We start from the raw sequence: 21,265 nt of genomic DNA, 5'->3' as shown, positions 1-21,265 counted from the left end.
GCCCTGCCCCTAGAAGGTGTATCGTGCGCCGATCTGCGCCGCGCCGGTCAGGCTCGACTCGAACCCTTCGACCTGGCTGGAATATAGCCCCACCGCTGCCTGACCCGAGAAGCGTGGGCCGAAGTTGCGGCGATAGCTGGCGGTGGCACCGACACCCGTGACGCGCGGTGCACCCGCCACGCCCGAATCGTACCAGTTGATGTACGCCGAGGTATCGAGGTTCGACTTCTCGTCGATCTGGTAGCTGAGACCGCCCTGCACATAAACGCTCGAATCGGTCGCGCCGTTGATTGCAAAGCCCGCGACCGGCGGTGCGTAGAAGCGACGCTGCGCATAGCCCGCCGCCAGGCCCCAGCCGAAACGGCCGGCCGATTTGCGGTAGATCGCGCCGATGCCGCGGCTGCGATAAACGCCCTGCGACACCGATTGCAGCGCGGGCGACAGGCACGAACCGGCCCCCTGCCCTTCGCCGCCATAAACGCAGCCGCCGAACTGGTTGTTGAACGGATCGCTCGACACGACAAAGCGCGTCGGCACGCGCGACAGCGCGCCGCCGAGCTGCTGGCCGAAGGTCGTGACGCCGTCATAGGCACCGACCTGGAACGATTCATTCTCGCTCATCTGCCAGCTGAAATCGCCGATATAGGTCATGCTGCCATAGCGACGGCCGACCTTGGCCTCGAGCGAGGTGCGGCGGCTGGGCCGCCACAGGACGCCGGTATCCCAGATAAAGCCCGAGGTGTCATACGACAGGCGGCGCGGCGAACTCTGGTCGGTGACGTAGCGCCCCGACGGCGTCACCACCGGATTGCCGGTCGCATCGCGCACGGGATCGCGCTGGCTCGCAGTGATTTTCTCGTAACCGACCCCGCCGGTGATGGCGACGGTCGGCGTCACCGGAAGAACGACATCGGCGCGGGCGAACTTGCCTTCGTAGCGCTGGTCGAGCTGGCTGGCGTCCTCGCGCGAATAGCCGCCCGACACCGTCCAGCCGAACGGCAACAAGCCGCTTTTCATGCCGACGCTGAGACCCGCCGAATGGCCGACCGCGCTGTCGAACGTGCCGATGACCGGGCTGCCGGTCGCCAGCGCCGTGCGGGTTTCGCTTTCGACCTTGGTATAGCCGAGGCGGTAAAAGGCAGTGACGCCGAGCTGGCCGACATGCGTCGACAGCGACGGCCCGACATAGGCCGAATAGAGCTGGCTGGTGTTCGACGGATTGCCGAGGCCCGGATTGAGCGATGTGCCGCGAATGTCCGTGCGTGTCCGCGTGGCAAGCGCGCCGGCGTCGAGCTGCAACAGGTTCGGCACGACTTCGTAGCGACCGCGCGCGAGGCCCGAGATGACATGCGCGTCCTGGGCGTTGCGGCCCCAGCCTTTGCGGTATTCGTAGCGCGCGCTGATCTGCGCGTCGGCGCGCGGCGTGCTGGTATAGGCGTCGATGCCTGCCGCAACCGTCGTATAGGTCGAAACCGGCCCGCGACCCTTCAGGTCGGCAAGCGCGGTCTGGTCGACCTCGAGATAGGGGTGAAGCTCGGTCCGCTTCTTGGCTTCGGCCGAGGGCGCGAAGACGACGACTGCCGCGAGCGCCGCGATGGGAAGGCTCCGCATCATGACTGTTCCGATCCGTAATACGACCCGTAGGTCCGGTTGGTCCCGAAAAAGCTGGCTCCGTTGAGCAGCAGTGAAATGTCGTTGCAGCCGTCGAGCAGCGCGATGGCTTCCTGAAGATCCGATTCCTTGGTGCGGTCGGCACGGACGATCATCAGGATGCGCCCGACGCGGTGTGCGAGCACGGACGCAGGCGAGGCGGCGAGCGCGGGCGCCGAATCGATGATGACGATGCGGCGTTCGTTGGCGGTCGCGAGGCCCGCGATAATTTCCGCCGCGCGCGCCGATGACAGCAATTCTGTATCGTCGTTGGTCGCCCTGCCCGCGGGCAGGACCGACAATTTGGGAATATCGGTGCGGACGATCAGCCGCTCGACGTCGAGCAACGGATCGGCGATCGCGTCGATCAGACCGCCCGAACTGGGCAGGCCGAGCGTCGAGAGCACTTGCGGTTTGGCGACATCAGCATCGACGAGCAGCACTTCGCTGTCGCGCTCGCTGGCGAGGCTCAAGGCGAGGTTGACCGCGCAGAATGTCTTGCCCTCATTGGGCTGTGCCGAGCAGACGAGGACCATGCGGTCCTTCGCCGTGCGTTCGCCCGGCTGTGCAGTCGCGCGCAGCAGCAACTGACGCTTCACCAGGCGGAATTCCTCGGCAAGCGTGTCGATGGGCGAATCGGGGATGATGAACCCGTTGTCGCGCAGCAGGGTGCGGTCGATTGTGGCGACGGGGCCACGCTGTGCTCCTGCGAAAACAGGAGCGGCGGCGACGGGTGCAATCTTTGCGGTTGTCACGCGTTCGACCGGCATGGCTCCTGCCTCCGCAGGAGCACGGGGTTCCTCGATGACGGGTGCAAACCCGCCGCGTCCACGCAGTGCGGCCCCGAAATCATAGACTTCGGCGGCACGCTCGATCAGCGAGTCCCGGCGGTTGTCGTTGCTCATTGCTGCCTCGCTCACGCCACCATGCTCCGCCGGACGAATTCCACGACCATCAGCAGTGCCCACATGCCGACGAGTGCCGCCGTGCCGCCCGCGAACTGGCGCAACCGCTTGCGGCGGAACACGCGTTCGGACGAGCGGACGACTTCAGTGATCGTGCCGATGACCGGCAGGCCGCTGGCCCGCTCCAGCCGCGTTGCGGTCGGGTAGGTCGTTTGCAACTGGCCGTAGCCGAACGCCGCGCCGATACCGCCGCCGATCGCCGCCAGCAGGACAAGCGTCAGCAACAGCGGCCGGTTCGGCGACGACGGCACCGACGGCGCCGAAGGCGGGTCGATGACGTTGAATTTGACCGGCGACGTCTGCGCCTGGACCTGACCGCGCAGGCGCAGGTCTTCACGGTCGGCAAGTAGCTTGTCGTACTGCGTCTTCAGCACCTGATAGTCCCGGTCGATGCCGTTCTGCGCGGCGCTGAATTCGGGATCGGACGCCTGCAGCGACAGGATGCGGTTGATCTCGCCCTCAAGCTGCGCCTTGCGCGCGCCGAGTGCACCGGCTGTCGCCTGTTTTTCGGCCTGCATCGAGCGCAGGGTCACGTACATCGGGTTCTGGGTGGACGTCCCCGCCACGACCCGCGAGCCACCGCCGCCCGCCGCCCTGGCGCGGGCAAGCTGGCCGCGCAGGGCGACCATGTCGGGATGATTGTCGGTCCAGCCACGCGACTGGCCCTCGGAAATCTGGCCCTGGATCTGCGCGACGCGACCGTCGACGCTGCTGACGACCGAACCGGGCGTATTGTTGGTGGCCGGGGTGCTGGCCAGCTGGCCGTTGACCGCCGCGAGACCGCTGGCGGCAGCCGCGTAATCCGACGACACCCGCGACAATTCGCTGCGCGCCAGTGCGACACGCTCGGCAATCGAGCCGCCGCCGGGCAATGCGCTCAAATATTTCGATTCGAACGCGGCGCGTTTCGCCTCGACCTGCGCGAGTTGCACGCCGCGCTGTTCGATCTGCGCGTCGAGGAATTTCAGGCTGGTGCCGGTTTCGGTCCGCCCGTCGCGCAGATTGCCGTCGACGAACAGGTCGATCAGTTTCTGGACGACGGCCTTCGACAGCTTGGCGTTCTCGGCGTCGGACATGCTGCCTTCGGCGACGACCGCGCTGATCTTGAACAGATTGTCCTGCTCGGCAACGATGGTGATCGCCTTTTGCAGGCTGCCCGCCTTGCCCAAAATCTCGGCATCGCTCGACACATGGTTGGCGAGTTCGGTGCCGCGCACGACCTTTTGCAGATTGTCGACCGAAGTCAGCGTCTGGCGGACGGTTTCGATGTTCGCCTTTTGCTCGCCCGCCGACATGCCGACCTTGTCGGGCAGCAGCGAGGCGGCCTGCACATAGATGCGGGCTTCGGATTTATAGGTGTTGGGAATCAGGCTGACGACCATCCAGCCGAGCAGGCCGATGCCCCACGCAACCGCGAGCGCCAGCCAGCGCCGACGCCAAACGCCGTGGAGCGCAACCAGCGCCTCGTCGTAGATGTTGCCCACTCGATTCGACCCCTCAGAACGCGCTGGTCGGAATGATGATGACGTCGCCGGGCTGGAGCCGGACGTTCGCTTGCGAATCGCCCTGTTTCAGCAGCCGCCCGATGCGGAGCGCATATTCGGTCTGCTTGCCGGTGTTCTTGTCGAAACGGACCAGCCGCGCGCGGTCGCCCGCCGCATATTCGTTCAAGCCCCCGACCGCGATCATTGCGTCGAGCAGAGTCATATTGGCGCGGAACGGGATCGAGGCCGGCTTTTCGGTCGCCCCGACGACGCGGACCTGCTGCGAATAGGTGCCCGAGAAATTGTCGACGATGACCGAAACGATCGGATCCTTGACGTAGCGCGCCAACTGAACCTTCAAATCATCCTGCAGCTGCGCCGCCGTCTTGCCGACGGCGGGCATGTCCGAAATCAGCGGGGTGGTGATGCGGCCGTCAGGGCGCACCTGCACCTTCGCACCGAGTTCGGGGTTACGCCATACGAAGATCGTGAGCTGGTCGAGCGGCCCGATGACATATTCTTCGCCCGGACCCTCGGTCGCCTGCACGAAGCTGGCAGGCGGCAATTGCGGACCGCTACCCGATCCACCGGCGCAACCGGTGAGCGTCATGGCAGCCAGTCCGGCCCCCAGGAAAAGCGACGAACGCGTGCGCTGCATAACCCAAAATCCTTGCCCGTTTGATGGAATTCGACCCCGCGCCCGGACGTCCGGACCCGCGCCAACCCCATGAAAGCGTCCCCATCTAGGACGCGAGAGGTGAATATTGCGTTAGTGGTGACGTCAGTTGCGGACGTTAGTCAGCGGCACCGATGATATGTTCCGGCGCGGGGCCGTGGCCCAGAAACGCCGCCGGACTGGCGCTGGCCCCGTAAGCCCCCGCCATGAACACCGCGATGACGTCACCCACGTCCGCGCGCGGCATCGACACGCTGTCGCCGAGCTTGTCCAGCGGTGTGCACAGGCATCCGACAATGTTCACAATTTCGGACGGAGGTTCGGCGAAGCGCGTCGCGACGGCGATGGGGTAGTTGCGGCGGACGACGGTCCCGAAATTGCCGCTCGCAGCCAGCTGGTGGTGCAGGCCGCCGTCGGTGACGAGGAAAGTCTCGCCCCGGCTTTCCTTGCGGTCGATGACGCGCGATAGATAGACGCCGCACTCGCCGACGAGCCAGCGACCGAGTTCGATCGCGAAGCGGCTGGTCTTTAGGCTGTCGGCACGTGCGGCGAGGGCATCGCCGAGGCGCGCGCCGACGAAAGTGACGTCAACGGTTGCGTCGTTTGCGAAATAGGGGATGCCGAAGCCGCCGCCGAGGTTGACCAACGGCGGGGTCGCACCCGCTTCCTCCGCCAGCCGCCCGGCGAGTTCGACCGTGGCGGCTTGGGTCGCGGCGATGGCTTCGCTGTCGAGTGCCTGACTGCCGGCGAAAATGTGGAAACCACGCCAGTCGGCTCCGGTCTGGATCAAACGGCGGACGAGCGGCGCTACACGCTCGGCATCGATCCCGAAGGCCGCTGCGCCGCCGCCCATTTTCATGCCCGAGCCCTTGAGCGAAAAATCTGGGTTCACGCGAACGGCGAGTTTGGGGGCGATGCCGAGGCGGCTGGCAATGGCGAGCGCGCGGTCCGCTTCGCCTTCGGATTCCAGGTTGAGCGTGACACCGGCACGAATGGCCGCTTCGATCTCGCTGTCGCGCTTGCCGGGTCCGGCAAACGAGACGTGCGCGTGCGGCGCGGCGCTCTCGACCAGCGCAAGTTCGCCCGCCGAGGCAATGTCGAGGCCGTCGACGAGCGCGGCCAGCGCCGCGATGATCCCGGGAAGCGGATTTGCCTTGACCGCGTAATGAATGCCGACCCCCGGCGGCAGCGCCGCGCGCAATGTCGCGACCTTGTCGCGGACGATGTCGAGGTCATAGACGAAGCAGGGCGTCGCCACGCTGCTCGCCGCCAGCGCACGATCCATGCGCGCGGCATCCCACCAGGGCGGAATGGTGCCGAAGGGCTTCATGCGACTTCGCTCCGGATCGCAGAACGATCGATCTTCCCATTGGCGTTGCGGGGTAACTCGTCGCGCCACTCGATGGTTTTGGGTTGCATGTGCGAGGGCAGTTCGCGCTTGAGGTGCGCCGACAGAGCCTCGCTGTCGCCGGTGCCGCGCAGTACCAGCCGCGTCGCTTGTCCCGTTGCAGGGTCGGGGATCGCGTGCGCCACCGCCTCGGCAACGACGCCGCTCGCCAGTGCCGCTTCTTCGATCTCGAGCGGGCTGATGCGATGGCCGCTGGTCTTGATCATCTCGTCGTCGCGGCCGACGAAATAGAACAGGCCGTCAGCATCGCGCTTCACCGTATCGCCCGACCACACCGCCATGCCGCCGCTTTGCGACCACCCGGGCGCGGGCTTGAAGCGCACCGCGGTGCGTTCGGCGTCCTGCCAATAGCCTTGCGCGACCAACGGCCCGGCATGGACCAGTTCGCCCGGCTGGCCGGAGGCGGCCTCGCTCCCGTCGGGCGCGACCGCCATCACCTCGGCAAAGGGAATGGCGCAGCCCATCGACGAGGGGTGCGACGCGACCAGCGCAGGCGGCAGATAGGTCGAACGGAAAGCTTCGGTCAGGCCGTACATCGGGTAGATATCGGCGTTCGGTACCCGCGGGCGCAAGCGGTCGATGAGCGCAGGGGTGAGCGCGCCGCCGGAATTGGTGATGCGGCGGATGGATTGCGCGGGCGGCGCCTCGGTTTCGACGAGTTGCAGCCACAGCGGCGGCACCGCCGCCAGCGTGGTGATCCCCTCGCGCTCGATGGCACGCCACACGTCCTTGGGCATGAGGAAATCGAACGGATAGACTGCCCCGCCTGCTTTCCACGTCGAGAACAGCTGGTTCTGGCCGTAATCGAAGCCGAGCGGGAGCACGGCGAGCGTGCGGTCGTCGGGCTGCAGCCCGAGATAGTGCGCGACACTGACCGCCCCGAGCCACAGATTGGCGTGGCTGAGCATCACCCCCTTTGGTCGGCCGGTCGACCCCGAGGTGTAGAGAATGGCGGCGAGAGTATCGGGATCGGCGCTGGATGGCCGCAACGCTGTTGCATCGACAGCGCGCGCCTCCTCCTCCAGCCACACGGCACACCCCTCGGGCACGTCCCCCGCTTCCAGCGTCGCCGCGCGCGCCGCGCTGGTCAGCAGCAGCGATGCCCCGCTGTCGGACAGGATATGCGCGACCTGCGCGCGTTTGAGCACCGGATTCACCGGCACGTGCACCAGCCCCGCGCGCGGCGCGGCGAGCGGCATCAGGCACGCCTCGACCGTTTTAGGTAGCCATGTCGCCACCCGAGCGCCGGGTTCCGGCACGCGCGCCTGCAACGCCCCCGCCAGCGTCCCGACCATCGTTTCAAGCTGCGCGAAGCTTATGGTTACCGATTTGGTAACCAAAGCAGGTGCATCGCCGTCACCTGACAGGGCGACGTGGTCGATCGGACAGTGTTTTGACTCAAGGACTTGCACCCGGAACAGGCTCCAGCAACATGCGCGCGACGGCGGAGATAGCCCTATGTGGGTAAAGGGTGAAATATTTCGTGACTTCGCCGATGCGGAAAGCGCCGCGCGCGGTTCGCTCGACCGCGAGGCGGGGCGCAGCCTGTTCGACCGGCTCGACTGGTTCCGACGGACCTGGACGCATTGCACGCCCGGCGACCGCCCGCTGATCGTCCGCGCCCGTGCCGAGGGCAGCGACGCATGGCTCTTTCTTGCCGAGACCGGCAATGCCGCCAGGGGGCTGGCCAGCTGGTACACGCTCGCCTTTCGCCTGATCGTCACCGGTGCGCCCCCGGAAGCCACTGCCCGTGCGCTGATTGTCGCGATTGCCCGCCGTCTGCGTTCACGCCTTGCCTCGATCATGCTCGACCATGTTCCCGAAGCCGAAGCCGAATTGCTCCGCAGCGGCTTTGCCCGCGCCGGCTGGGTCGCCCGCGTCACGCCGCAGACCGCGAACTGGAGCATCGACGTTACCGGCAAGACCTTTGCCGAATTCTGGGCCGAACGCCCCGGCCAGCTCCGCTCGACCGCCAAGCGCAAAGCTGCCAAGACGCCGATGGAGCTGTCCATCCTCGACCGCTTCGACGCAGACGCATGGGACGATTACGCCAGCATCTACGCCGACAGCTGGAAACCCGAGGAGGGATCGCTCGATTTCGTCCGGGCGATGGCCCAAGACGAAGGCGCGGCAGGCGCGCTGCGCTTGGGCATTGCGCGCATCGAGGGTCGTGCGGTCGCGGCGCAGTTATGGACTGTCGAACACGGTGTGGCGATCATCCACAAGCTCGCGCACCGCGAGGACGTCGCCGAGCTGTCGCCGGGCACGATCCTGTCGCAGGCGATGTTCGAGCATGTCATCGACCGTGACCGGGTCGACCTGATAGATTTCGGCACCGGCGACGACCGTTACAAAGCCGACTGGATGGACACGCGCGTCATGCGAATGCGGGTCGAGCTCTATAACCCGCGCAAGCCGAGCGGGCTGATCGGTGCCGCCAAATCGGGGCTGCGCGCGCTTGTCGGGCGCGGGCGCAGCGGCTAACGGCGCGCGTCTATCTTCGCTAACGAGGGCCGGATGAGCGGGGCAAGCAAAGTCGAACGGGTGGTGCGCGGTGTCCTGCGCGATGTGCTCGGCATTTCGCAGTCGCGCGTCGATGCGTTCGACGTCGACACCGAGCTGTTCGGCAGCTTGCCCGAACTCGATTCGATGGCGGTGGCGGGGCTGCTGACCGAAATGGAAGACCGGCTCGGCATCGTGATCGACGACGACGATGTCGATGGCGATATGCTCGCGACCTTCGGTGCGCTGTGCGACTTCGCCGAGAGCAAGGTCCGCGCGTGATCCATCGCTATGCCTGGCGCGGAGACGAGCGCGAGGCGATGCTGAAATTCGGCCCCGACCATGCGCCGCTGGTGTTGGTCCTGCCCCCTTTGTTCGAGGAGGCGAACCGTACGCGGCATTTTCTGGTCGAGGTGATTCGTGGCCTCGCGGCAACGGGCGTCGCGTCGATGCTCCCCGATTTGCCCGGCACCAACGACAGCCCGCTCGCGACCGTCGATGCACGGTTCGCCGACTGGCGGACGGCGATTGCCGCACTGCCAGCGCCTGTAGCGACCGTCAGTCTGCGTGGAGGAGCCCTGCTCGACGGCTTTGCCGCCACTGAACGGCACTGGCGGCTTGCGCCCGAAACCGGCGCACGGCTGCTGCGCGACATGGTCCGCGCGACGGCGATGACGGCAGGGATCAAGGCGGGCGAACTCGAAGCGGCAGCGCGCACGCAGCCGACGGCGCTGGCGGGCAACCTCATCCACCCGGACCTGTTTTCCGCGCTCGAAACCGCCATTCCGGCCGCAGACGGCACGATTCGCACCGTGCGGCTGGAGGACGAAGCAGGGGACGCCGATGTGCGGCTTGATGGTACCCCCTTGTGGAGGCGCGCGGAGCCCGACCACGATCCGGCGCTCGCCGCCGCTGCCGTCACCGACATAGCTCAATGGATGACGTCATGCGGCGTGCGCTGACCTTTACCTGCGAGGGTGCAACGCTGGTCGGGTCGCTCGACGACGCGGCGGACAAAGCGGGACTGCTGATCGTCTCCGGCGGCAACGAAATCCGCAGTGGCGCGCATCGCGGCATGGCCGAACTGGCCGCGGCTATCGCGGCGAAGGGCTATCCCGTGTTCCGCTTTGATCGGCGCGGCGTTGGCGACAGCGAAGGCGACAACCGGGGGTTCCGCTTCAGCGGGCCGGACATCATCGCCGCACTCGACGCATTCCGTCGCGAATGCCCTGCCCTCACCCACATCGTCGCGTTCGGCAATTGCGACGCGGCAACCGCGCTCGCATTGCACGGGACGCCGGTCGATGCCCGCGTGCTTGCCAATCTCTGGGTCATCCCCTCGACGGGCGAAATGCCGCCGCCTGCCGCGATCAAGGACCGTTACGTGCGCCGCCTGCGCGATCCGGAAGCCTGGAAGGCGCTGCTCACCGGCAAGATCGATATGGGCAAGCTCGCGAAAGGGCTCGGCCGCCTCGCCGCCGCCAAGCCCGCGCAGCCCGATAGCCTCGCCGACAAGACCGTCCGCGCGCTGGAGGCATCGCCGATCCCGACGACGATCTTGCTGGCGACCGGCGATGCGACCGCAATCGCCTTTGCCGATGTCTGGCGGGGCGACCCGGCGGTGAAGGTGGAACGGATCGAAACGGCGTCGCACAGTTTTGCGGGCGAAAGCGAATTCGGAGGTCTGGTGCGGGTGCTGGAGACGGCACTAAGTGAGGGGTGACGACGCCCCTTCGCTTTGCTCAGGATTTCCGACGCAAAATCTTCCCCCGGACGATTTTGTCCGGTCGCTCGCCCTTCGCCTTCGGCTCGGGATTTCGCGCCCAAAACCTTCCACCGGAAGGTTTTGTGTAGCGCGAAATGGTAGCGGAGGAGGGACTTGAACCCCCGACACGCGGATTATGATTCCGCTGCTCTAACCAGCTGAGCTACTCCGCCCCGTTCGGACCCCGTCCGGGAGCGCGGCCTATACCAGCGCCGCGAAACGCGTCAACAGGGTGGCTTTATCGCGTGCCCGGTCCCGAAGGCCCACGCGCCGACGGGTTCCCAAGGGCCGCCTCGGTATCGCCAGACGGCCAGCCCGCCGATGCTGAGCGGACGTGGCGCAAAACCGGCGGACAGCGTCGCCAGCAAGGCGCGCGCGACATCGGCGGCGACCTTATTCTGCACGGTGATATGCGGACGCCAGCCCGCGCTATCCTGCGGGGTCAGTACCGCCGCGAACCGGTCGGCAATGCGCGCGCGCACTGCCGTCAGATCGGGGCTGTCGATCCGGTAGGCGACGCCGCGTCCCAGCGACACAACCGAAGCCAGCCGTGCGGCAGGCGCGGGCGCGCGCGTCTCGTCCTTCAAGAGGTCGCATAACTCGCGTGTTACCGACGGCGGCAAATGGTGGAACAGGGTGACATGCGCACGCAAGAAGTTCCGCTCGGGCGGAAAATGCGCGCGACGCAGGGCATCCGCCCAGGCGAAGTCCTCTCGTCCGAGCAGCGCTGTCACGATAAGGGGGGCCGGAGCGGATGGCTCCGGACCGCTCACTTCTTGAGGCTGAGACCGCCGAAACGCTTGTTGAAGCGCGCGACCTGGCCACCGGCGTCGAGCATCGTGCCCTTGCCGCCGGTCCATGCCGGATGCGCGAGCGGATCGATTTCGAGCGTCATCAGATCGCCTTCCTTGCCCCAGGTCGAGCGCGTCTCGAACTCGGTGCCATCGGTCATCTTGACCTTGATCATGTGGTAATCGGGGTGGCCGGTGCTTTTCATGTCTATTCCTGCGATGTCGCCGGTTTCCGACCGGCAGACCAAGCGCGGGCCGTTAGCACATTGTCTGCTCTAGGCAAGTGGCTCGCGTTCTGACAAACTCGCAATCGTCATGAGCTGGTTCCCTGCCATCGCGCGCCCCTGCCCTGTTGCCGACCGTCTCGACACGGTGATGACCGGGAACGACTGCAGGCATTGCGGCCAGACTGTTCACAATCTCGACGGCACGACCGAAGCCCAGCGGCGACGGCTGATGGCCAAGGCCGCAGGTGAACTCTGCGTCCGCTATTCGCGGCCGCTCGCCAAAGCGGTGCTCGCCACGGTGGCGCTGGGCAGTGGTGCGCTCGTTCATGCGCAACAGACGCCGCGCGTCGATGCCGACGCCGCAGCCCCGGCGCCAGCGGATGCCCGCATCGCACCGATTTCCAGCGTCGTCGTGAAACCGCTCGATGAGAGCGACGACGCCGCAAATATGGAAATCATCGTCGGTGGCGCGGCGCGACGTATCCCGGCCGGCTACGAATATGTCGAGTCGACCGCTGCCGAGGACAGACGCGACGAGAAGGCCGCAGAACGTGCGGCTGCCCGCGAACAGCGCCGGTTAGCAGCACGCGCCCGGCGCGCGGCCAAAACAACAATACCGGTAATCTAGAGCGTGATGACGCCAGATTGCACCGCCGTGACGGAGCGGATTTTGGTGCAGGGCGAGGAGCGAGGAGGCGAGCGGGGCTATGCCCCCGCGACCGACGAGCGACGAAGCCTTGCGCCAAAAGGCGACCGCCCCGAAGGGGTTGCCCTGTGAAGTCCACCGGGTGCGTCGCGACGCTGGCACGGGCCACCAGCCCGCGCTGCGCGCCGCTCCTTCCCGGTGAACTTCACAGGGCAATCACGACGGTGCAATCTGACGTCATCACGCTCTAGGCCGGTGCGTCCGCGATCATTGCGGTGAAGCTCGCTTCTGCGGCGAGCTTGTCGCCGAGCATCGCGCGCCCGGAGAATTTGCACACCGTCGCCCGCTTCTGGACGAAGGCGACCTCGAGCCGCAGCAGGCAGCCTGGCTCCACCGGCGTGCGGAATTTCGCACCGTCGATCGCCATGAAATAGACGAGCTTGCCCGAACCGGCGAGTCCGAGCGATTCGACCGCCAATATCCCCGCCGCCTGTGCCAGCGCCTCGACGATGAGGACACCCGGCATGATCGGGCGGCCGGGAAAATGTCCGGCAAAGAACGGTTCGTTGATCGTCACCGCCTTGATCGCGACGATACGTTCGTCGACGACCAGTTCCTCGACCCGGTCGACGAGCAACATCGGGAAGCGATGCGGCAGGGCCTCCATCACGCCCCGGATGTCGATCTCGCCCATAGCCGGACTTAACGTCCCGGGGCGGCTGCTGGCGTGGCGGGCGCGGCAGGGGCAATCGTCGAAACGCTCGGCAGCTGCGCGTTGAGCTGTGCCAGCACATCGTTGGTCGCGTCGAGCGCGGGCTCATAGGCGAGAATGATCTGCGGATTGGGATCGACCGCGACATTCGCACCGCGCACCTTCATGGTCGCCACGATGATCGGGTTCAGCTTGGCGCTGACCTGCTGCCCGACATAGGCGCGATTGCGGTTGAAGGTTTCTTCGCGACCGGCGAGTTCCTTCTGCGCGTCCTGCTGCCTGGTCTGGAACGCCGTGGCGCGTGCCTTCAGCGCGGCGTCGGGTTCTTTTCCATTCAACGCGTTGACAGCAGCCTGGATTGCCTGACCCTCGGTCTGGAGCGGGGTGGCGAGCGCCTGCTGGCGCGCCTGGATAGCGTCGGCCTGAACCTTGAGCGCGGCCTGCGCAGCCTTGCACGCGGTGCACTCGGCGAAAATCTTGCCGGTATCGACCACGATCATCATCGTGGCGGGAGCGCGGCTCTGTGCCGACGCCGGAGCCGTACCGAGCACGATCGCGGCGAGCGACGCCGCAATGAGGATGTTCTTCATCAGAATTGGGTTCCTACGTTGAAAGTGAGTGTTTTGGTCTGGTCGCCCTCTTCCTTGAGCAGGACTTTGGCGAGATCGATACGAAACGGTCCGAACGGCGAGTTCCAGTTGACGCCGATACCGATCGACACGCGCGGACGTGGCGAATTGCCGAGGAAGATTTCCTTGAACGCCGGGATCGAGCTGGCATAGTCGATCGTGCCTGTCGCGCAGCCGGTAGAGGGACGTACTGTCAGGGTGCTGTCGGTCTGGTTGATACACTGCGTATTGCCCGAGGTGTCGAGGATATCGCGGACGATCGGCGCGCCGAGTGTGTCGGTCAGCGTCGGCGTCCGGACACCGAAGACGGCACCTGCATCGAGGAAGATCGACGGGCGCAGGCCGAGTTCCTTGGCTCCCGAACCGAGCGGAATCTCCAGTTCGAGCCGGCTCATGTAATAGGCGCGGCCGCCGAGCGCGTCGTCGCCATATTGCGTCCGGTCGGTGCTGAGCGAGGTCGTCACCACTCCATTGGCATCGGTCGTACTGATATAGGGAACGCGCAGCACACGCGGACCGACGCCGCGAATATCGAAGCCACGGATTTGGGGCTCGCCGAGGAAAAACCGGTCTGTCAGGCGCACCGGATCGGCCCCGTTCGCGGGTGTCCCGGTAAGCGGCAGAATCGAACCGGCCTCCGCGCTGATCGACAGGATGAAATTGCCCAGCACCGGCCAGTATTTGGCGGCATTGATCGTCTGGCGCAGATATTTGACCGACCCGCCGAGACCAGCCAGATCCTGGCTGAAGACAAAGCGCGTGCCGCGGCTCGGGCGGATGCGGTTGTTCAGGCTGTCAAAAACGATGCTGTAGCCGACCGACGATGTCGAGCGGTTGCCGATCGCGTCGCACAGATAACGCCCGGCGATCAGCGGGTCGCACGCGCCGTTGTAGAAATAGGTGTTCGGGTCGAGCGATACCTCGTCGAAACTCAAACCATAGCGCAGCGCCATCGACCAATATTCGGTGAGCGGCAGACCGGCGCGGATCTGGAACCCCGTTGTCGTCTGGGCGTAAGTCGTGTTGCGCGTATTACCGACGAAGTTGAAGCTGTTGTAATCGCGCCGGAAAATATCGCCGCCCAGCGCGATATTGCGGTCGAACAGATAGGGTTCGGTAAAGCCCAGCTCGACCGATTTCGAATAGGTCGAATAGTTGACCGAAGCGCGCAGTTCCTGACCCTTGCCGCGGAAGTTGCGCTGGCGGATCGAGGCATTGAGGATGAAGCGTTCGAGCGACGAGAAGCCCGCCGACAACTGGAGTTCGCCGGTCGATTTTTCCTCGACATTGGCCTCGAGCACGATGCGGTCGGGGGCCGAGCCTTGGCGCTGCGCGATCTCGAACTTCTCCTGAAAGAAGCCAAGCGACTTGATGCGGTCTTCCGAACGCTTGACCGAAAACGCGTTGAACGCGTCGCCTTCGGCAAGGCGGAACTCGCGCCGCAGCACCTTGTCCTGCGTCAGCGTGTTACCGTTGACGTTGATCGCCTCCACGTACACGCGCGGGGTTTCCCCGACGCGGAACGTGATGTTCATCGTCTTGTCTTCCTTGTTCCGGTTGAACACCGGATCGACGTTGGCGAAGGCATAACCGAACAGCCCGGCAGTCTTGGTGATGTTCTCGACCGTGTCCTCGACCGCCTTGGCGTTGTACCAGTCGCCGGTCTTCATCGGCAGCTGGGCCTTGATCACTTCGGGCTTGAAGTCGCGGATTTCGCTCTCGGCGAGCACATCGCCGAATTTATAGCGCGGCCCTTCCTCGACAACATAGGTCAGGATGAAATCGCGCTTGTCGGGGGTAAGTTCGGCGACCGCCGAGATCACCCGGAAATCGGCATAGCCCTGCGTCAGGTAGAACTGGCGCAACTTGCCCTGGTCATAGGCCAGCCGGTCGGCGTCATAGGTGTCGCGCGACGAGAAGATGCGCGTGATCGACGATTCCTTCGTCGCCATCTCGCCCTTCAGCTTCTTGTCCTTGAACACCTCGTTGCCGATGATGTTGATGCGGCGGACCTTCGATTTCGGACCCTCGCTGATTTCATAGACGATATCGACGCGGTTCTGGTCGAGCGTGACCATTTTCGGCTCGACCGTCGCGGCAAAGCGGCCCTGGCGACGGTAGAGTTCGACGATGCGGCCGATATCGGCGCGCACCTTGCTGCGCGTGAAAATCTGGCGCGGCGCGAGCTTCAGCTCCTTGGAGAGCTTGTCCTCCTTCAGCCGCTTGTTCCCTTCGAACACGATGCGGTTGATGACGGGGTTTTCGCGGACGAGGATGGTGAGTGCACCGTTATCGTCGCGAATCTGCGCGTCGGCGAACAATTCGGTATCGAACAGGTCGCGGATCGCTTCGTCGCCCAGTTCCTGCGTGTACGGCCCGCCGGGACGCAGCTTGAGGTACGACCGCACCGTTTCGGGCTCGATACGCTGCGATCCGATCACCGTGATCGACGTGATCGTGCTGCCCGTCGTCGGCGCGGCGCGCGGCGGGGTCGGCACCGTGGTCAGGTCGACCGGCGCGGGACGGGCCGGACGCTGCTGCGCGGAGGCGATAACCGGCACGCCGGCCAGCATCGTCCCGACCATCAATAGCGAGATCGTGCGGCGACCCTGGAAACCCATAAGTTCAGCTTTCAACTCAAATCCCGCCACTAGTCCGTGAATGCCGCCACGCCCTGCCCGATGCCCGTCCGGCAATCAACCCGCGAACCGGCCGAACAGACCGAAGCCCGCCAGATCGTTGATCGTCACGAACAGCATGAACGCGAGCAGGACGATAAGACCCGACCGGTATGCCCATTCCTGCGCCGCCAACCCGACCGGTTTACGCTGGACCGCCTCGACCGCATAGAATGCGAGGTGACCGCCATCGAGCGTGGGAATTGGCAGGAGGTTAATGAACCCCAGATTTATGGACACCATGGCCATGAAGAACAGAAAGCTGACAAAGCCGAGCTGCGCGACCTTTTCCGACGTCGCGGCCATCTTCACCGGCCCGCCGAGTTCCTTGACCGAGCGATTGCCGGTGGCGATCTGCCCCATCGCAACTACCATCGTCCGCACCGAATAAACGATGAACCGCGTGGCCGCCCCGGGCAGTTCGACCGGCGACAACTTTACGCGTTCGATGCTCGATGGACCGATGCCGATCCGCCCCGTCGGGATGCCGACTCCCGTGATGTCTTTTATTGTCTCCCGGCGCGGCGTGATGTCGAGGACAACGCGCGTCCCTTGCCGGTCCACCACAAAGGTCGTCGGCTGCTCGGCACGCGCCTGCACGATCAGGCCGATGTCCTCGAACCGCCGGATCTCGCCGCCATCGACCGAGAGGATGCGGTCGCCGATCTTCATCCCCGCCGCTTGTGCCGCCGAATTGGCGGTGAAAACCCCGATCTGCGGCGCAATGCGCGGCTCGCCGTACACGCCGAACAGTCCCGCGAGCATGACAATCGCGAACAGGAAATTCACCGCAGGACCGGCGAACACGATCAATGCACGCTGCCATACCGGTTTCGATTGAAACGTCTTGTTGCGTTCCTCGGCAGGAAGGTTGAGCCAGGCCGGATCGGTCTGCCCCGCCGCGGTCATATCGCCTGCGAACCGGACGTAACCGCCGAGCGGGAGCCAGCCGATCCGCCAGTCGGTCCCGCGTTTGTCGGTCCAGCCCGCAATCCGCCGTCCGAATCCGATCGAGAAGACTTCGGCTTTCACGCCGAACCAGCGCCCGACGAGGTAATGCCCAAGTTCGTGAATGACGACGAGCGGGAAGATCGCGATCAGGAAGAACACGATGGCCCACAGGAAATTCGGGGTTTCGATCATGCGACAGCCCTGTCTTCCACAAAGGCGGCGGCAATGCGGCGCGCCTCGCCGTCCACAGAAAACACGTCCTCGACGCTGGCAGGAGCCGCAGGATCGTAGCGGTCGAGCACATCGGCGACCAAGGTGGCGATTTCGAGAAACCCGATCCGCCGTGCCAGAAACGCGGCGACCGCAATCTCGTTGGCGGCATTCAGTACCGCCGGACGCGCGCCACCGGCAGCAAGCGCATCCATCGCGAGCTGCAATGCCGGGAATCGCTCGAGATCGGGTGCCTCGAAATCGAGGCGTCCGATGCTGGGCAAATCCAGCGGCGTGCACGGCGTTTCCATCCGGTCGGGCCAGGCAAGCGTCGACGCGATCGGCACGCGCATATCGGGTGAGCCGAGCTGGGCAATGGTCGAGCCGTCGACATAATCGACCATCGAATGGATCACCGACTGCGGATGCACAACGACAGCGAGTTCGTCGGGGCGACACGCAAACAGGTGCTTCGCCTCGATCAGCTCAAGGCCTTTGTTCATCAGGGTTGCCGAATCCACGCTGATTTTCGCGCCCATCGACCAGTTAGGGTGTTTGACCGCGACCTCGGGAGTCACGCCCGCCATGTCCTCACGCTTCCAGGTCCGGAACGGGCCGCCGCTCGCGGTCAGCACGATGCGACGAACGCGCTCGCGCGGGCTTCCCGCGAGGCACTGGAAAATCGCGTTATGCTCGCTGTCGACGGGGAGGAGTTGCGCTTTCGACTCCGCCGCGACTGCCGTCATGACGTCACCCGCCGAGACCAGTGACTCCTTATTGGCGAGCGCGACCGTGCGCCCGCCACGCAGGGCGGCAAGCGTTGCAGGCAGCCCCGCGCACCCGACAATCGACGCCATCGTCCAGTCGGCGCCGCGCCCTGCAGCTTCGGTCACCGCGTCGCAGCCGCTGGCGACTTCGGTACGCGTCCCCGCCAGCGCATCTTTCAGCGCGCCGTACAGCGACGCATCGCCGATCACCGCAAGTTCGGCATCGGTGGCGCGCGCAGCCTTGGCCAGCCCGGCGACATCCTGATGCGCGGTCAGCGCGACGACGCTGAACTTTTCCGGCTCGCGCAGGATCAGGTCGAGCGTCGAGGTGCCGACCGAGCCGGTCGCGCCGAGAATGGTGACGCTGCGCCGGATCATGCCGGAGTCAGCCATGCGATGATGCCGCCGAACAATATGGCGACCGGCAACAGCCCGTCGATGCGGTCGAACAGCCCACCGTGCCCTGGAATCAATGCCCCCGAATCCTTCATTCCCGCCCGCCTTTTCAGCCAGCTTTCGAAGAAATCGCCCGCTTGGGCAATGACCGCGATCAGCACCGCGCCGATCATCGACAGCGGCAGGGCAATTCCCCATTGATTCGGATATTGCTCGGTGCGGTAGCTGAACACCACCAGGATGAAGGCGGCAACGGTGAGGATACCGCCGACCAGCCCGGCCCAGGTCTTCGACGGACTGATCCGCGGCGCGATCTTCGGCCCACCGATTACCCGCCCGAAGGCATAGGCACCGATGTCGGTCGCCCAGACGACACCGAACAAAACCATCGTGACGAAAAAGCCCTCTTCGGTGCTGCGCGCCACCCACAGGCCTGCGATGGCCGCACCGATATAGGCGATGCCGAACAGGCTCCACAAAACCCGTGCGGTGGACGACGGCCAGCCGCGCCAGATCAACCGGAGGTATTCGCGCGACAGGATCACGCCGCCGACGGCGAGCAAAGCGGCAAACCACCCTGCCCCCACCCAGACATCGCCGAATAGCAGCGCGGCAAGAATGACGCCCGACAATATGCGCTTGGTCAGCTCGCCCATCTACAGCCCGCCGAAACGGCGCTCGCGCAACCCGTAAGCCGTGACCGCCGCGCGCAACTCGTCCGCGCCGAAATCGGGCCAGAGCGTGTCGACGAACAGCAGTTCGGCATAGGCCGCCTGCCACAACATGAAATTCGACAGCCGGTGTTCGCCCGAGGTGCGGATCAGCAGATCGACCGGCGGCAAGCCAGAGGTGTCGAGCACGGTCTCAATGGCCGCAGCATCGATCATCGCCGGATCGCGTCCCGCTAGTGCCCGCGCGGCGCGGACGATCTCGTCCTGCGAGCCGTAATTGAGACCGATCACGAGGGTCGAACCGGTATTGGCCGCCGTCCGTGCCAGCGCGCCGTCGATCATCTTGACCAGATCGGGGGCGAACGCAGTGTGGTCTCCGATGACACGCAGCTTGACGCCTTCGCGCGCCAGTTCGTCGAGGTCGGATTTGATGAAGTGGCGCAGCAACCCCATCAGGTCGCTGATTTCCTCGGCCGGACGCCGCCAGTTTTCCGACGAGAACGCATAAAGCGTCAGTACCTCGATGCCGAGCGACCGCGCTGCGCGCGTCACGACGCGGACGGTCTCGATCCCCTTGCGATGGCCCGCGACACGCGGCAGGTGCCGCGCCTTCGCCCAGCGCCCGTTCCCGTCCATGATAATCGCGACATGACGGGGGGTCTCACCCTCTCCACTTTGTGGAGAGGGCGACCGCGCAGCGGTCGGGAGAGGCCCGGTCGCCGACGTCACAGGCCTCTCCTGGCTCCGCTTCGCTGCGCCGTCCTCTCCACGAGGTGGAGAGGATTTAGGAAGTCCGTCACTTCCCCAGAATCTCTTTCTCTTTCGCGCTCGCCGTCGCGTCGATATCGGCGATGGTCGCGTCGGTCAGCTTCTGGACCTCGGTCTCGTGGCGCTTGCGCTCGTCTTCGCTGATTTCATGCTTCTTTTCGTCGATCTTAAGCGCGTCCATCCCGTCGCGCCGGACATTGCGGACCGCAATGCGGGCCTTCTCCGCATATTGTCCCGCAAGTTTAGCCAGTTCCTTGCGGCGCTCCTCGGTCAAATCGGGGATCGGCAGGCGCAGCGTGGTGCCGTCGGTCATCGGGTTGAGGCCGAGCCCCGCCGCGCGGATCGCCTTTTCGCAGGGGCCGACGTTCGACTTGTCCCAGACCTGCACCGACAGCATCCGCGGCTCGGGCGCGCTGACGGTGGCGACCTGATTGAGCGGCATGTGCGCGCCATAGACCTCGACGGTCACCGGATCGAGCAGGTTGATCGAGGCACGCCCCGTCCGCAATCCGCCGAGGTCGCCTTTCAGCGATTCGACCGCGCCGTGCATGCGGCGTTCGAGATCCGATTTATCGTAAGCAGCCATTATCCATTCTCCCGGGTCACGATCGTCGCCACGCCCTCGCCCGCCAGAACCCGGGCGAGATTGCCCTGTTCGCGGATGTTGAACACGACGATCGGAATATTGTTATCGCGGCACAAGGCCACGGCCGACGCATCCATAACCTTCAGGTCGTTTGCGAGAACTGTCGAATAATCGATTGTATCATAACGCTTTGCCGAGGCGACCTTTTTCGGGTCGGCATCATAGACACCGTCGACCGAAGTGCCCTTGAACAGCGCATCGCACTTCATTTCGGCGGCGCGCAGTGCGGCACCGGTGTCGGTAGTGAAGAACGGATTGCCCGTCCCCGCCGCAAAAATCACGATGCGACCTTTCTCCAGATGCCGCTCAGCGCGGCGCCGGATATAGGGTTCGCAGACGCTCGCCATGGGAATCGCCGACTGCACACGGGTTTCGACACCGATGGCCTCCAGCGCATTCTGCACCGCGAGCGCATTCATCACGGTCGCGAGCATGCCCATATAATCGGCCGTAGCGCGCTCGAATCCCTTCGCTGCCGCAGCGATTCCGCGAAAGATATTGCCGCCGCCGACAACGACGCACAGCTCGAAGCCCATGGCCTTGGCATTGGCGATCTCGCTGGCGACGCGCGCGGTGACCTCGGGGTCGATGCTGAGGCCGCCCGGCCCCATCAGAACTTCGCCCGAGAGTTTCAGCAGGATACGGCGATAGGGCTGTGGCATGTCGGCTTTCGTCAAGAGGCGGCGCGAGCCTTAAGCCCGCGTCGCGCACTTGTGAAGCATT

General features: G+C 65.2%; 22 protein-coding genes and 1 tRNA gene. 5 read left to right on the top strand and 18 right to left on the bottom strand.

Going from position 1 to position 21,265, the window contains the following annotated elements:
- Positions 1-9: 9 nt before the first annotated feature.
- The 6 genes from M0209_RS03855 to M0209_RS03830 form a co-directional block, all read right to left on the bottom strand.
- Positions 10-1,614: a hypothetical protein gene (locus M0209_RS03855; protein WP_258886984.1), complete on the bottom strand. Its 1,605-nt coding sequence runs from the start codon at positions 1,612-1,614 to the stop codon at positions 10-12.
- On the bottom strand, positions 1,611-2,570 hold the full coding sequence (locus tag M0209_RS03850; protein WP_258886983.1) for an AAA family ATPase: 960 nt from the start codon (positions 2,568-2,570) through the stop codon (positions 1,611-1,613). The genes M0209_RS03855 and M0209_RS03850 overlap by 4 nt, the downstream gene beginning before the upstream one ends.
- Complete coding sequence (locus M0209_RS03845) at positions 2,567-4,099, bottom strand: XrtA system polysaccharide chain length determinant (protein WP_258886982.1); 1,533 nt, start codon at positions 4,097-4,099, stop codon at positions 2,567-2,569. Before M0209_RS03845 ends, M0209_RS03850 begins: the two co-directional genes overlap by 4 nt.
- Positions 4,100-4,112: 13 nt before the next feature.
- Positions 4,113-4,757, bottom strand: coding sequence for an XrtA/PEP-CTERM system exopolysaccharide export protein (locus tag M0209_RS03840; protein WP_258886981.1), 645 nt, complete (start codon positions 4,755-4,757; stop codon positions 4,113-4,115).
- Positions 4,758-4,893: 136 nt separating this feature from the next.
- Positions 4,894-6,105 (bottom strand): pyridoxal-dependent decarboxylase, exosortase A system-associated, encoded by a 1,212-nt coding sequence (locus M0209_RS03835; RefSeq protein ID WP_258886980.1) that lies wholly within the window; start codon positions 6,103-6,105, stop codon positions 4,894-4,896.
- Positions 6,102-7,595, bottom strand: coding sequence for an acyl-CoA ligase (AMP-forming), exosortase A system-associated (locus tag M0209_RS03830; RefSeq protein ID WP_408988175.1), 1,494 nt, complete (start codon positions 7,593-7,595; stop codon positions 6,102-6,104). Before M0209_RS03830 ends, M0209_RS03835 begins: the two co-directional genes overlap by 4 nt.
- 46 nt (positions 7,596-7,641) lie before the next feature.
- On the opposite strand from M0209_RS03830, the gene M0209_RS03825 reads away from it, so the two are divergent.
- Genes M0209_RS03825 through M0209_RS03810 form a run of 4 tightly spaced genes read left to right on the top strand, consistent with a single transcriptional unit; the run spans position 7,642 to position 10,408 of the window.
- Entirely contained in the window at positions 7,642-8,667 is a 1,026-nt protein-coding gene (locus M0209_RS03825; RefSeq protein ID WP_258886979.1) for a GNAT family N-acetyltransferase, read from the top strand.
- Between the two features lie 33 nt (positions 8,668-8,700).
- Positions 8,701-8,967: a phosphopantetheine-binding protein gene (locus tag M0209_RS03820; protein ID WP_258886978.1), complete on the top strand. Its 267-nt coding sequence runs from the start codon at positions 8,701-8,703 to the stop codon at positions 8,965-8,967.
- A complete protein-coding gene (locus M0209_RS03815; protein ID WP_258886977.1) occupies positions 8,964-9,647 on the top strand; it encodes a hypothetical protein in 684 nt (227 codons plus the stop codon). Before M0209_RS03820 ends, M0209_RS03815 begins: the two co-directional genes overlap by 4 nt.
- Positions 9,632-10,408: a hydrolase 1, exosortase A system-associated gene (locus M0209_RS03810; protein WP_258886976.1), complete on the top strand. Its 777-nt coding sequence runs from the start codon at positions 9,632-9,634 to the stop codon at positions 10,406-10,408. The genes M0209_RS03815 and M0209_RS03810 overlap by 16 nt, the downstream gene beginning before the upstream one ends.
- A 138-nt stretch (positions 10,409-10,546) precedes the next feature.
- Here the strand turns inward: M0209_RS03810 and M0209_RS03805 are convergent.
- The 3 genes from M0209_RS03805 to rpmE all read right to left on the bottom strand — a co-directional run bounded on the left by M0209_RS03805 (position 10,547) and on the right by rpmE (position 11,447).
- Positions 10,547-10,623: transfer RNA gene (locus tag M0209_RS03805), tRNA-Met, on the bottom strand.
- Positions 10,624-10,674: 51 nt separating this feature from the next.
- Positions 10,675-11,184: a 2'-5' RNA ligase family protein gene (locus tag M0209_RS03800; RefSeq protein WP_258886975.1), complete on the bottom strand. Its 510-nt coding sequence runs from the start codon at positions 11,182-11,184 to the stop codon at positions 10,675-10,677.
- A 35-nt stretch (positions 11,185-11,219) separates the two neighbouring features.
- The gene (gene rpmE / locus M0209_RS03795) at positions 11,220-11,447 is read right to left on the bottom strand and encodes a 50S ribosomal protein L31 (RefSeq protein WP_258886974.1); all 228 of its coding nucleotides are present in this window, start codon (positions 11,445-11,447) and stop codon (positions 11,220-11,222) included.
- 109 nt (positions 11,448-11,556) lie between these two features.
- Here rpmE and M0209_RS03790 point away from each other — a divergent pair, with 109 nt between their 5' ends.
- Positions 11,557-12,096 (top strand): hypothetical protein, encoded by a 540-nt coding sequence (locus M0209_RS03790; RefSeq protein WP_258886973.1) that lies wholly within the window; start codon positions 11,557-11,559, stop codon positions 12,094-12,096.
- A 265-nt stretch (positions 12,097-12,361) separates the two neighbouring features.
- Here the strand turns inward: M0209_RS03790 and fabZ are convergent, their stop codons facing one another.
- The 9 genes from fabZ to pyrH form a co-directional block, all read right to left on the bottom strand.
- Positions 12,362-12,808, bottom strand: a complete 447-nt coding sequence (gene fabZ, locus M0209_RS03785) for a 3-hydroxyacyl-ACP dehydratase FabZ (RefSeq protein WP_258886972.1) — start codon at positions 12,806-12,808, stop codon at positions 12,362-12,364.
- Positions 12,809-12,816: 8 nt separating this feature from the next.
- Positions 12,817-13,416 (bottom strand): OmpH family outer membrane protein, encoded by a 600-nt coding sequence (locus M0209_RS03780; RefSeq protein WP_258886971.1) that lies wholly within the window; start codon positions 13,414-13,416, stop codon positions 12,817-12,819.
- A complete protein-coding gene (gene bamA, locus M0209_RS03775; RefSeq protein ID WP_258886970.1) occupies positions 13,416-16,076 on the bottom strand; it encodes an outer membrane protein assembly factor BamA in 2,661 nt (886 codons plus the stop codon). The genes M0209_RS03780 and bamA overlap by 1 nt, the downstream gene beginning before the upstream one ends.
- A 75-nt stretch (positions 16,077-16,151) precedes the next feature.
- Entirely contained in the window at positions 16,152-17,276 is a 1,125-nt protein-coding gene (gene rseP, locus M0209_RS03770; RefSeq protein WP_258886969.1) for an RIP metalloprotease RseP, read from the bottom strand.
- Entirely contained in the window at positions 17,273-18,454 is a 1,182-nt protein-coding gene (locus tag M0209_RS03765; RefSeq protein WP_258886968.1) for a 1-deoxy-D-xylulose-5-phosphate reductoisomerase, read from the bottom strand. The genes rseP and M0209_RS03765 overlap by 4 nt, the downstream gene beginning before the upstream one ends.
- Positions 18,436-19,113: a phosphatidate cytidylyltransferase gene (locus tag M0209_RS03760; protein WP_258886967.1), complete on the bottom strand. Its 678-nt coding sequence runs from the start codon at positions 19,111-19,113 to the stop codon at positions 18,436-18,438. The genes M0209_RS03765 and M0209_RS03760 overlap by 19 nt, the downstream gene beginning before the upstream one ends.
- The gene (locus M0209_RS03755) at positions 19,114-19,857 is read right to left on the bottom strand and encodes an isoprenyl transferase (RefSeq protein WP_258886966.1); all 744 of its coding nucleotides are present in this window, start codon (positions 19,855-19,857) and stop codon (positions 19,114-19,116) included.
- 67 nt (positions 19,858-19,924) lie between these two features.
- Complete coding sequence (gene frr / locus M0209_RS03750; RefSeq protein WP_258886965.1) at positions 19,925-20,482, bottom strand: ribosome recycling factor; 558 nt, start codon at positions 20,480-20,482, stop codon at positions 19,925-19,927.
- Positions 20,482-21,204, bottom strand: coding sequence for a UMP kinase (gene pyrH / locus M0209_RS03745; RefSeq protein ID WP_258886964.1), 723 nt, complete (start codon positions 21,202-21,204; stop codon positions 20,482-20,484). The genes frr and pyrH overlap by 1 nt, the downstream gene beginning before the upstream one ends.
- Between the last annotated feature and the right edge of the window lie 61 nt (positions 21,205-21,265).

Origin of the sequence: Sphingomonas sp. SUN039 (assembly GCF_024758725.1) — a bacterium.
Lineage (GTDB): Bacteria > Pseudomonadota > Alphaproteobacteria > Sphingomonadales > Sphingomonadaceae > Sphingomonas_O.
Note: the sequence above shows the minus strand (reverse complement) of the source record. Positions and strands in the feature narration are given on the sequence as shown.

Coding starts and splice junctions, on each gene's coding strand:
- M0209_RS03855 (WP_258886984.1), bottom strand. CDS start 1,614: ATGATGCGGAGCCTTCCCATCGCGGCGCTCGCGGCAGTCGTCGTCTTC.
- M0209_RS03840 (WP_258886981.1), bottom strand. CDS start 4,757: ATGCAGCGCACGCGTTCGTCGCTTTTCCTGGGGGCCGGACTGGCTGCC.
- M0209_RS03835 (WP_258886980.1), bottom strand. CDS start 6,105: ATGAAGCCCTTCGGCACCATTCCGCCCTGGTGGGATGCCGCGCGCATG.
- M0209_RS03825 (WP_258886979.1), top strand. CDS start 7,642: ATGTGGGTAAAGGGTGAAATATTTCGTGACTTCGCCGATGCGGAAAGC.
- M0209_RS03820 (WP_258886978.1), top strand. CDS start 8,701: ATGAGCGGGGCAAGCAAAGTCGAACGGGTGGTGCGCGGTGTCCTGCGC.
- M0209_RS03810 (WP_258886976.1), top strand. CDS start 9,632: ATGCGGCGTGCGCTGACCTTTACCTGCGAGGGTGCAACGCTGGTCGGG.
- rpmE (WP_258886974.1), bottom strand. CDS start 11,447: ATGAAAAGCACCGGCCACCCCGATTACCACATGATCAAGGTCAAGATG.
- M0209_RS03790 (WP_258886973.1), top strand. CDS start 11,557: ATGAGCTGGTTCCCTGCCATCGCGCGCCCCTGCCCTGTTGCCGACCGT.
- fabZ (WP_258886972.1), bottom strand. CDS start 12,808: ATGGGCGAGATCGACATCCGGGGCGTGATGGAGGCCCTGCCGCATCGC.
- M0209_RS03780 (WP_258886971.1), bottom strand. CDS start 13,416: ATGAAGAACATCCTCATTGCGGCGTCGCTCGCCGCGATCGTGCTCGGT.
- bamA (WP_258886970.1), bottom strand. CDS start 16,076: ATGGGTTTCCAGGGTCGCCGCACGATCTCGCTATTGATGGTCGGGACG.
- rseP (WP_258886969.1), bottom strand. CDS start 17,276: ATGATCGAAACCCCGAATTTCCTGTGGGCCATCGTGTTCTTCCTGATC.
- M0209_RS03765 (WP_258886968.1), bottom strand. CDS start 18,454: ATGGCTGACTCCGGCATGATCCGGCGCAGCGTCACCATTCTCGGCGCG.
- M0209_RS03760 (WP_258886967.1), bottom strand. CDS start 19,113: ATGGGCGAGCTGACCAAGCGCATATTGTCGGGCGTCATTCTTGCCGCG.
- frr (WP_258886965.1), bottom strand. CDS start 20,482: ATGGCTGCTTACGATAAATCGGATCTCGAACGCCGCATGCACGGCGCG.
- pyrH (WP_258886964.1), bottom strand. CDS start 21,204: ATGCCACAGCCCTATCGCCGTATCCTGCTGAAACTCTCGGGCGAAGTT.